This is a genomic window from Comamonas nitrativorans (assembly GCF_042654765.1).
GTDB lineage: Bacteria > Pseudomonadota > Gammaproteobacteria > Burkholderiales > Burkholderiaceae_C > Comamonas > Comamonas nitrativorans.
On record NZ_JBHSEW010000011.1, the window covers coordinates 121388 to 130973 of the forward strand.

Consider the following 9586-nt stretch of genomic DNA (forward strand, 5'->3'; position numbering starts at 1 on the left):
CCGGGCCACGCAGGGATAATCCGCGCCCTATGTCTCTCCTGCCCCACCAGCTTGAACTGCTTGCTCCCGCCCGCAATGCCGACATCGGCATCGAGGCCATCAACCACGGCGCCGATGCCGTCTACATCGGCGGCCCGGCCTTCGGCGCCCGCGCCACGGCGGGCAACGACGTGCGCGACCTGGAGCGCCTGATCGCCCACGCGCACCGGTTTCACAGCCGCATCTTCATCACCCTGAACACCATCCTGCGCGACGACGAGCTGGAAGACGCCCGGCGCATGGCCTGGCAGGTGTACGAGGCCGGGGCCGACGCCCTGATCGTGCAGGACATGGGCCTGCTGGAGCTGGACTTGCCGCCCATCCAGCTGCACGCCAGCACGCAGACCGACATCCGCACGCCGGAAAAAGCCCGCTTTCTGCAAGACGCGGGCTTCTCGCAGATCGTCCCGGCGCGGGAGCTGGATCTGGGGCAGATTGCCGCCATCCGCGATGCACTCCAACCCGGCACGACGATCGAGTTCTTCGTCCACGGCGCCCTGTGCGTGGCCTATTCCGGCCAGTGCTTCATCAGCCACGCGCACACCGGGCGCAGCGCCAACCGGGGCGACTGCAACCAGGCCTGCCGCCTGCCCTACGAGGTGCTGGACGGCCAGGGCCGCATCATTGCGCACGAAAAGCACGTGCTGTCGATGAAGGACAACAACCAGAGCGACAACCTGCGGGCGCTGATCGACGCGGGCGTGCGCAGCTTCAAGATCGAGGGGCGCTACAAGGACATGGGCTATGTGAAGAACATCACCGCCCATTACCGCAAGCTGCTGGACGAGATCGTGGAACAAGGCGAGTTCACCCGCGCCGCCTCGGGCCGCACCACCTTCAGCTTCACGCCCGACCCGGACCAGAACTTCAACCGCGAGTTCACCGACTACTTCGTGCATGGCCGCCAGATCGACATCGGCGCCTTCGACACCCCCAAGACGCCGGGCCGCGCCATCGGCTGGGTCACCCGGATTGGGCAAACCGGCGACAAATGGTTCGAGCTGGAAACCGGCGACAAAACCACCCAACTGCACAACGGCGACGGCCTGTGCTACTACGACCTGCAAAAAGAGCTGGTGGGCGTGCATATCAACCGCGCCGAATGCGTTCACGCCCAAAAAGGCATCTGGCGCGTCTTCCCCAAGGATGCGCTGGCCAGCTTCAAGGACTTGCGCAAAGGGCTGGAAATCAACCGCAACCGCGATATGGACTGGAACCGCACGCTGGAGAAAAAATCCAGCGACCGGCGCATCGGCCTGTGGGCCAGCCTGACGGAAACCCCGGACGGCTTCGCCCTGACGCTGACCGACGAAGACGGCTTTACCGGCCACGCCCACATCGTGCAGGAACACCAGAGCGCCACCGATGCCGCCCGGGCCGAGGCCACGCTGCGCGAGCAGCTGGGCCGCTTTGGCGCCACCATCTTTGCCGCGCACGACATCGCCCTGCACCTGACCCAGCCCTGGTTCGTGCCCGCCTCGGCCCTGAACGCGCTGCGCCGCGAAGCCGTCGCCGCCCTGGAAGCCGCCCGCGCCCAGGGGCTGGCCCGCCTGCCCCGCGCCGTGCCGGTGCAGCCGCCCGTGCCCTTCCCCGAGGACACGCTGACCTATCTGGCCAACGTCTTCAACCACAAGGCGCACGACTTCTACGTCAGGCACGGTGTCAAGGTGATCGACGCGGCCTACGAAAGCAAAGAGGAAGAAGGCGAGGTCAGCCTGATGATCACCAAGCACTGCGTGCGCTTTTCCATGAGCCTGTGCCCCAAGCAGGCCAAGGGCGTGATCGGCGTCAAGGGCACCATCAAGGCCGAGCCGCTGCACCTCATCAACGGCAAGGAAAAGCTCAAGCTGGTCTTTGACTGCAAGCCCTGCGAAATGCACGTGGTGGGCAAGATGAAAAAATCCGTCCTGCACCAGCACGAACGCCAGATGCGCGAACAACCCATGCAGTTCTACCGGGCGCGGCCCGGGGTGAAAGCTTAATATTTGAGAGCTGCTTCCGCTTATCAATAAAGGATTTCAGCATCAAAAATGTCTGAATACCTTTATTTACCAGCGAAAAAAGCTATGTTTTCAATGAACACAGCGGGTTTCCTACACCGTTCATGACAAGGTCTTTGGTGATGCGCATTGAGGGCGGTGCAGCCATCGGCCAGGGCGTGGGAATACGCAGCATGGGCGCACGCATCGGCCGACTGGGCAGAACGCCTGCCCCCGGCCAGGGCACGACCGTTTGCATGGTGCTGGCGCTGCAATAATGGCGTCCCTATGCCTCGCCGTATTGCCCCCAGCAAGGCCGATAGCGCCCTGCTCCCCCCCTGGACACCCCTGCCCGACAGTGCCATTTACGTGCCGGGCACCGACGCGCAGTTCGCCCAGGCCCGCACCGTTCTGCTGGCGGCAAGCGCTCTGGGCTTCGATACCGAAAGCAAGCCCGTTTTCCAGGCCGGGCAGCGCGACGATGGCCCCCACATCGTCCAGTTCGCCACGCCGCAGGCCGCCTGGGTGCTGCAACTGCGCCACCCCCAGGCGCTGGCGCTGGCCCGCGAGGTGCTGGCCGCACCCACCATCCTGAAGGCCGGTTTCGGGCTGGACAACGACCTGCGCATCCTGCCCCGGCGCCTGGGGGTGCAGCCGGTCAACATACTCGATCTGGACAAGGTTTTTCGCCGCCACGGCTTCGGCCACAACACCGGGGTGCGGGCGGCAATGGCGGTGGTGCTGGAGCGCAGCTTCACCAAATCCAAACGCACCAGCACCAGCAACTGGGCAGCGCAAAAACTCGGCCCCGCGCAAGTGCGCTACGCCGCCAACGATGCCCATGCCCCGGCGCTCATCCATGCCGCCCTGCCGGCCTGGGAGGCTCGGCAGCCGCCCCTGGCTCCGAGCAAGCCGCCACGCCCCAAAAAACCCTACCGCCCACCGCAGGCTCCGCAACAGTTTGTGCCCGCCAGCACCAGCCATTCAAGCCCCATCATGCGCTGGCTGCTACGCCTTTTTGCACTGCTGTGCCTGGGGCTGGGCATTGCCGGGGTCTTTCTGCCCGGTCTGCCCACCACGGTATTCATCCTGATGGCCAGTTGGGCCGCCGCCCGCAGCAGCCCGCGCATCCACGCCTGGCTGCACCGCCACCCGTTGTTCGGTCCCATGCTGCGCAACTGGGAGGCCGGCGGCTACGTCAGCCGCCGCGCCAAGCACAGCGCCGCCATCACCATGGCCATCAGCGCGGCCATCCTGTGGTGGCTGGCCCGCCCCTGGTGGGCGCCGATGCTGGCCAGCACCTGCATGGCGGCAGTGCTGCTGTGGCTATGGCGCAGGCCGGAACCGCCCGCCGCGCCGCAATAGAAAAAAATCCGCGATTTTTTGCAACATTGAAAAATCTGTGCCTATAATCGCGTTTCTTCCCCGATAGCTCAGTCGGTAGAGCGACGGACTGTTAATCCGCAGGTCCCTGGTTCGAGCCCAGGTCGGGGAGCCAGATTTTTGATATGTACCGAATATTCCCTGATAGCTCAGTCGGTAGAGCGACGGACTGTTAATCCGCAGGTCCCTGGTTCGAGCCCAGGTCGGGGAGCCAAACAAAGCCAGACAGATTACGATTTGTCTGGCTTTTTTTTCATCTATCGAGAATGTGACCGCCGCCCCGCCGCCCCTGCCCTGGCTTACTGCCCACGACCCCTTTCCCCCGGTCACCCAGGCCTGGGGGCCGGACACGCCCCTGCCCGGACTGCTGGCCGCCGGCGCGGTGCTGGATGCGCCACACCTGCACGCGGCGTACCGGGAAGGGATTTTTCCCTGGTTCAGCGCCGGTCAGCCGCCGCTGTGGTGGTCGCCCGATCCGCGCATGGTGCTGCAGGTAGCGCAGTTCCGCCTGCACCGGTCGCTGCGCAAAACCCTGGCACAGTTCCGCCGCACGGCGCAATGCGAAATCCGCATCGACCACAGCTTTCGCCAGGTCATGGAGCATTGCGCCCACACCCCCCGCCCCGGGCAGGACGGCACCTGGATCGTGCCCGGCATCATCGACGCCTATTGCGCCCTGCACGCCCAAGGGCTGGCGCACAGCGTGGAAACCTGGGTGGATGGCAAGCTGGTCGGCGGGCTGTATTGCGTTGCCCTGGGCCGGGCGGTGTACGGCGAATCGATGTTCGCCCACGCCCGGGATGCCTCCAAGATCGCCCTGACCGCCCTGGTGGCCCTGTGCCGCAGCCAGGGCGCCCCGCAAATCGACTGCCAGCAGGCCACGGCGCACCTGGCGTCGCTGGGGGCGGCAGAAATGCCCCGGGCCGACTTTCTGCGCATCGCCCAGACCCAGCAGCAGCAACCGGCGCTGGATTGGACTTTCGACCCCTCTTTCTGGGCTACGCTTGACACCTAGCGTATGACCACCGAGCCATTCACCCGCACTCTCCAGCTCTACACCACCACCGACTACCCTTGCAGCTACCTGCCCGGGCAGCAGGCCCGCTCCCTTGTGGCGGCCCCCAGTCACCTTATCGACACCGCCACGTACTCGGCCCTGGTTACCCAGGGTTTTCGGCGCAGCGGCAGCTTTACCTACCGCCCCCAATGCCGCAACTGCCAGGCCTGCCTGCCCTTGCGCATCCTGGTGCCGCAATTCACTCCTACACGCAGCCAGCGCCGCGCCTGGCAACAGCACCAGCATCTGCAAGCCAGCGTTCAAAGGCTGCACTACAACCCGGCGCACTACGCGCTCTACCAGCGTTACCAGCACGCCCGCCACCCAGGCGGCGGCATGGACAGCGACAGCGTGGAGCAATACCGCCAGTTCCTGCTCGACAGCCAGGTGGAAAGCCGCATCGTGGAGTTTCGCGATCCCCTGGCAGACAACGCCCTGGCGATGGTCGCCATCATCGACCTGATCGCCGATGGCATTTCTGCGGTGTATACCTTCTACGAGCCCGACCACGCCAAGGCCAGTTACGGCACCTTCGGCATCCTGTGGCAAATCGAGCTGGCCCGCAGCCTGGCCCTGCCGCACCTGTACCTGGGCTATTGGATTCAGGACAGCCCCAAGATGCGCTACAAGCAGGCCTTCGCACCGCACGAAATTCTGCGTAACGGGCAGTGGCAAGCGCACACCGGGTAATTTCCCGTGGGAGCAGGGCTAGAATGCGGCCCATTTGCTTCCCTATTTCACATGAAGAAAAACGATAACGAGGTTCCGAACAAGCCCAGCGTCCAGGTGCTGGAACGCATGTTCACACTCATTGACGTTCTGGCTGCCAAAGAGGAGCCGGTCGCCCTCAAGGAAATCAGCGAAAGAACCGGACTGCACCCCTCCACCGCCCACCGCATCCTGAACGATCTGACCTCGGGCGGTTTCGTTGATCGCCCCGAGGCGGGTACGTACCGCCTGGGAATGCGCCTGCTGGAGCTGGGCAACCTGGTCAAGGCCCGCCTGAGCGTGCGCGAAGCGGCCCTGCCCCTGATGCGCCTGCTGCACAAGCAAATTCAGCAACCGGTAAATCTCAGCATCCGCCAGGGCGACGAAATCGTCTACGTCGAACGGGCCTACAGCGAACGCTCGGGAATGCAGGTGGTGCGTGCCATCGGCGGCCATGCGCCCTTGCACCTGACCTCGAACGGAAAACTCTTCCTGGCCGCTGACGACCCTCAGAATGTGCGCACCTACGCCATGCGCACCGGCCTGTCGGGCAACACCCAGAACAGCCTGACTCAGCTCCCCCAACTGGAGCGGGAACTGGCCAAAATCCGGCAAACCGGCGTCGCCTACGACAATGAAGAACTGGAACTGGGCGTGCGCTGCATGGCCAGCGGCATTTACGACGACCAGGGCAAACTGGTCGCTGCCCTGTCGATCTCCGCCCCGGCAGACCGCCTGGACGAAGGATGGATTCCCAGGCTCAAGGCCTGCACCCATCAAATTTCCACAGCCTTGGGCTTCAAGGGCGCGGCCTGACGCCCCAAGAGCCCTGCTTAATGCAGATGCCGGGGCCGACGCCCGCCACCGCTGCCGCCACGCGGCCCGCCCCGGGGGGGCTGGCGCCCCAGATCGAGCGAATTGACCAGGTTATCGAACCGTTGCGCGAACAGCTTGTCGATCTCCCCGACCACCCCCGCCAGCTCAGAGGCATCGAAGTGGCGCTCCATCGTGTGGATCACGTCCTGCACCAGCATATCGCGCTGCACCTTCATGATCGCCGCCGGTGTCGGGCCGACGAACAGCATCACGAAATCGTCGCGTGACTGCTCGTCCTCTGCCGCTTCTTCCTCGTCGAACTCGGCATCATAGAACGTCACTTCGATCGCCGCGCCATCCTGCGCCAGTTCGTTCAGCCCCATGCACAAATCATCCAGGGCATAGCGGAAATCCTCGGCACCGGAAACCGTCCAGCACATCTGCACGGTGTGCGAAGCACTGTCAAACAGGATGCCAGGCTCCTCCTCGTACGCACTGGCAGCACCATCGCGCAAGGAGCGGGCACCCGCGTAGGACCAAAGGGGTTTCAGTGCCTCTTGCAGCTGCGCGAACGTAACGTCCGGACGCAAAGCCACTTGACCATGCACATGAATTTCAAAGGGGGTGTTATAGCGATTCATCGTCAAATCAGTGGTGCCTCGGGCCGGGGTCGAACCGGCACGCCCCTTATCCAGGAAGCAGCGGATTTTAAGTCCGCGGTGTCTACCAATTTCACCACCGAGGCCACGTTCACCTTAAGCTGTGCATGTAAGCAGTAAAGCTTACCTGATTTTTACAGCCATGCTTGAGCTTTCAAGCCAAGGAAATATGAAAAAGGGAGGCATATGCCTCCCTTTTATTTGGAGCGGGAAACGGGCTCCATGACGAAGCCATAACTCATTGATTGAAAAAAATTAACTTCATCCAGAGTGACGGGATGGACTAGATTGTGGACTAACTATTTCGCAACGTCAACGTCGGTTGTCCGCATGCATCCAGTGGCTTCCGCTGGCATCCATGATGTATCCCGCCAAACCGCATCGGTCGTCATTGCTGAGGCAGATGTCTTGCATGCTGCCCGCTGATGCAGCGTTGATCTAAGCATGAACGATGATCTTTGCCTTCGAATCAGGCCGGAAGAATAGGCGGAATTGCCTTCCAATCTTGGCACGTCGTCAGTGGCGCGGTGGGCCTATCTTAGCTGCGCTTTTCAATTTAGCTGGTTGTGATTAGATTTAATCGTTAAATTCCACTGCGGGGTGAATTTTAGAGAAAAATCCATCAAACCCAGTGGCGGTTGATTAAATTTTGACGTATATTTCCAACATGATCAAACATTTGCGACATAAAATAATCAAACACCTGCAGGCGGAACTTCCTCGGGGAGCACCGTTCGATCTCCCGATGCTTGAAACCTTCGGCGTGTCCCCCAAACTGGCCGCTCACTACGCCGAGAGCGGCTGGCTGGTGCGCCTTGGGCACGGCGTCTATGCTTATCCCAACGACAACTTTGACGCCAGCGGTGCATTGCGGCTTCTGCAAGAGCGGGTCGCCGGGCTGCACGTTGGCGGCAAAAGCGCCCTGGCGTTGCAAGGGGTTCGGCACAATCTGGCCCCCAGAGAAACCCTGGTGCTCTGGGGCGAGGCCCGCTTTGCGTTGCCTGCCTGGTTCACCACACGGTTTCCTGCGCGTTACGTCAATGCAAGGCTGTTCGATTGGCCCAACGATGACCTCGCCAGCAAAACCCTGCACACACCACCCGGACAGCCTGCTGGACTTCGGGTGGCAGTGCCCGAACGCGCAGTGCTGGAGCTGCTCTACGACACCGGCACACGGGAAAGCCTCGAAGAATCCCGCAACCTGTTCGATGGCCTGCGCTCACCGCGCAGGGATGTGCTCGGACGGTTGCTGGCCTGTTGCACCAGCGTCAAGGCCGTGCGCCTATTTCTTACCTGGGCGCGGGAAACCGGCGTTATTGACGTGGATGAGCTACTGGCGCAATACCCGGTACGCTCCGGCAGTGCCAGCCGCTGGATGAGCCGGCTGGATGACGGAACCCTGTTGAGCCTGAACCCTCATGGATAAACACTACGCCGACACCGTCCGCCTGTTGCTGAACATCGCGCCCGACGTGTTCGATAACGACATCTTCGCCATGAAGGGTGGCACTGCCATCAATTTGTTCCTGCGAGATATACCCCGCCTATCGGTGGATATAGATGTGGTGTACCGCCCCTGGCAGACTCCACGTGATCAGGCACTAGAGGATATCAACCAGGAACTGGCAGCCATCGCGCAGCGTGTCGAACGCCTTGGCGTACAGACAAGGCTGATCCGCAGCAAAGACCTTGGCGACACCAAGCTGATCGTCGAGAACGAAACCAGCCAGGTCAAGGTCGAAGTCAATGTCGTGTTCCGTGGCACGGTGCTGCCCATCGAGCGCAGGCCGTTGAGTGCCCGCACTGGCGATCTGTTTGGGGTTGAGTTTGCGGTGCCGGTGCTCGCCCCGGACGAACTCTATGCAGGCAAGCTGGTCGCCGCCCTGGATCGCCAGCACCCGCGGGATCTGTTCGACGTCTGGCAGTTGTTCCAGAGCGGAGGCCTGAGCGATTCTATGGTGGAGTGCTTCGTGGTCTATCTGGCAGGGCATAACCGACCCACCCATGAAGTGCTGTTCGGCAACGACAAGGACATCGCGGCCGAATATGAACGCGCTTTCGTGGGCATGACTGAAGTGGACTGCCCACTTGAGGTTCTGCTCGAAACCCGAACCCAACTACGCCAGGAACTGCCACGGCGGTTGAGCGCCGCCCACCGGCAGTTCCTGAGCGGACTGGCTCGCGCCGAACCCGACTGGCCGCTGTTGCAATGCCCGCACGCCGACCAGTTGCCCGCGTTGCGCTGGAAGCTCGCCAACCTGACAACCTTTCAGAAATGTCGTCCCAAAGACTTTGCCGCACAGGCTGATACACTTGATGCCTCGCTGCTTTCAGGTCGATGATTGGTACCCGCTATCGCCCTTAATCCGAAAGCCAGAAATTACAGACTAACGTAGAAGACCTGGACGCGCCACAGTTCTCGTTATCTGAAGCTTTCGGAAATTGATAACCGGCTATGCAGTGTCAGCCGGTTGTCAATGTTGATCAGGTGGTGAAGACACCATATATCATGGCAGAGCTCTTTCCACGGTATGCGTCAGGTGCCATCGTCTTGGATTGGATTGCCGCCCACAGCGACGGATAATCGCCTCGGTGTTACTGCGCCAGGCGTACGGCGCGTTCCCGGACTTCGGGGGAAAACTTAGTTTGATTGCTCGTGGTGGCTCCATTTTCTCAAAGGTTGGAGCCTCCGCAAAATCCTAGAGCGTGTTATGAACTTCCCGCACCAGCCAGTACCCGTGCGGCGGCGGGTAGCATGAGCACCGCAAAGACCAGGAAATGCAGCCCGCCGAGCACTTCGGGCAGTCGCTCATAGTCTCGCGAGAGCCTGCGGAACCTCGCCAGCCAGCCGAAGCTGCGCTCCACCACCCAGCGCCGGGGCAGCAGCACAAAGCCTTTTTTCGCTTCGGGCAGCTTCACAATCTGCAGGTCAATCCCGTTATCCT

10 protein-coding genes, 3 tRNA genes and 2 pseudogenes are annotated in these 9586 nt (G+C 62.1%); 11 read left to right on the top strand and 4 right to left on the bottom strand.

Features of this window, described 5'->3' with window-relative positions:
* Positions 1 to 29: 29 nt before the first annotated feature.
* From ACFO3A_RS12950 to ACFO3A_RS12990, 9 genes and pseudogenes are all read left to right on the top strand, one after another.
* Positions 30 to 2021 carry a peptidase U32 family protein gene (locus tag ACFO3A_RS12950; protein WP_377727067.1) on the top strand — a complete coding sequence of 664 codons (1992 nt, stop codon included), beginning with the start codon at positions 30 to 32 and terminating at the stop codon, positions 2019 to 2021.
* A gap of 122 nt (positions 2022 to 2143) precedes the next feature.
* Positions 2144 to 2296, top strand: coding sequence for a hypothetical protein (locus tag ACFO3A_RS12955; RefSeq protein ID WP_377727070.1), 153 nt, complete (start codon positions 2144 to 2146; stop codon positions 2294 to 2296).
* 10 nt (positions 2297 to 2306) lie between these two features.
* Positions 2307 to 2876: pseudogene (locus ACFO3A_RS12960) on the top strand (3'-5' exonuclease); the annotation flags it as partial.
* Positions 2877 to 3014: 138 nt separating this feature from the next.
* Positions 3015 to 3383 carry a YbaN family protein gene (locus ACFO3A_RS12965; RefSeq protein ID WP_377727096.1) on the top strand — a complete coding sequence of 123 codons (369 nt, stop codon included), beginning with the start codon at positions 3015 to 3017 and terminating at the stop codon, positions 3381 to 3383.
* A gap of 57 nt (positions 3384 to 3440) precedes the next feature.
* Positions 3441 to 3516, top strand: a tRNA-Asn gene (locus ACFO3A_RS12970).
* A gap of 23 nt (positions 3517 to 3539) precedes the next feature.
* A tRNA-Asn gene (locus tag ACFO3A_RS12975) sits at positions 3540 to 3615 on the top strand.
* Between the two features lie 54 nt (positions 3616 to 3669).
* Positions 3670 to 4416 (top strand): leucyl/phenylalanyl-tRNA--protein transferase, encoded by a 747-nt coding sequence (aat, locus tag ACFO3A_RS12980; RefSeq protein WP_377727073.1) that lies wholly within the window; start codon positions 3670 to 3672, stop codon positions 4414 to 4416.
* A 3-nt stretch (positions 4417 to 4419) separates the two neighbouring features.
* The gene (locus ACFO3A_RS12985; RefSeq protein WP_377727076.1) at positions 4420 to 5148 is read left to right on the top strand and encodes an arginyltransferase; all 729 of its coding nucleotides are present in this window, start codon (positions 4420 to 4422) and stop codon (positions 5146 to 5148) included.
* Positions 5149 to 5199: 51 nt separating this feature from the next.
* Positions 5200 to 5982 (top strand): IclR family transcriptional regulator, encoded by a 783-nt coding sequence (locus ACFO3A_RS12990; RefSeq protein ID WP_377727079.1) that lies wholly within the window; start codon positions 5200 to 5202, stop codon positions 5980 to 5982.
* Between the two features lie 17 nt (positions 5983 to 5999).
* On the opposite strand, the gene ACFO3A_RS12995 is transcribed toward ACFO3A_RS12990, so the two are convergent.
* The 3 genes and pseudogenes from ACFO3A_RS12995 to ACFO3A_RS13005 form a co-directional block, all read right to left on the bottom strand.
* Entirely contained in the window at positions 6000 to 6623 is a 624-nt protein-coding gene (locus tag ACFO3A_RS12995; RefSeq protein ID WP_377727081.1) for a DUF6806 family protein, read from the bottom strand.
* An 11-nt stretch (positions 6624 to 6634) separates the two neighbouring features.
* Positions 6635 to 6727: transfer RNA gene (locus ACFO3A_RS13000), tRNA-Leu, on the bottom strand.
* 355 nt (positions 6728 to 7082) lie between these two features.
* Positions 7083 to 7157 (bottom strand): annotated as a pseudogene (locus ACFO3A_RS13005) (toxin YhaV); the annotation flags it as partial.
* 151 nt (positions 7158 to 7308) lie between these two features.
* Here ACFO3A_RS13005 and ACFO3A_RS13010 point away from each other — a divergent pair.
* Positions 7309 to 8067 (top strand): type IV toxin-antitoxin system AbiEi family antitoxin domain-containing protein, encoded by a 759-nt coding sequence (locus ACFO3A_RS13010; protein WP_377727083.1) that lies wholly within the window; start codon positions 7309 to 7311, stop codon positions 8065 to 8067.
* Complete coding sequence (locus ACFO3A_RS13015) at positions 8060 to 8983, top strand: nucleotidyl transferase AbiEii/AbiGii toxin family protein (protein WP_377727085.1); 924 nt, start codon at positions 8060 to 8062, stop codon at positions 8981 to 8983. The genes ACFO3A_RS13010 and ACFO3A_RS13015 overlap by 8 nt, the downstream gene beginning before the upstream one ends.
* Positions 8984 to 9350: 367 nt before the next feature.
* On the opposite strand, the gene ACFO3A_RS13020 is transcribed toward ACFO3A_RS13015, so the two are convergent.
* Positions 9351 to 9586 (bottom strand): transposase (locus ACFO3A_RS13020; protein WP_377727087.1); only part of this gene is annotated, 236 nt, incomplete at its 5' end.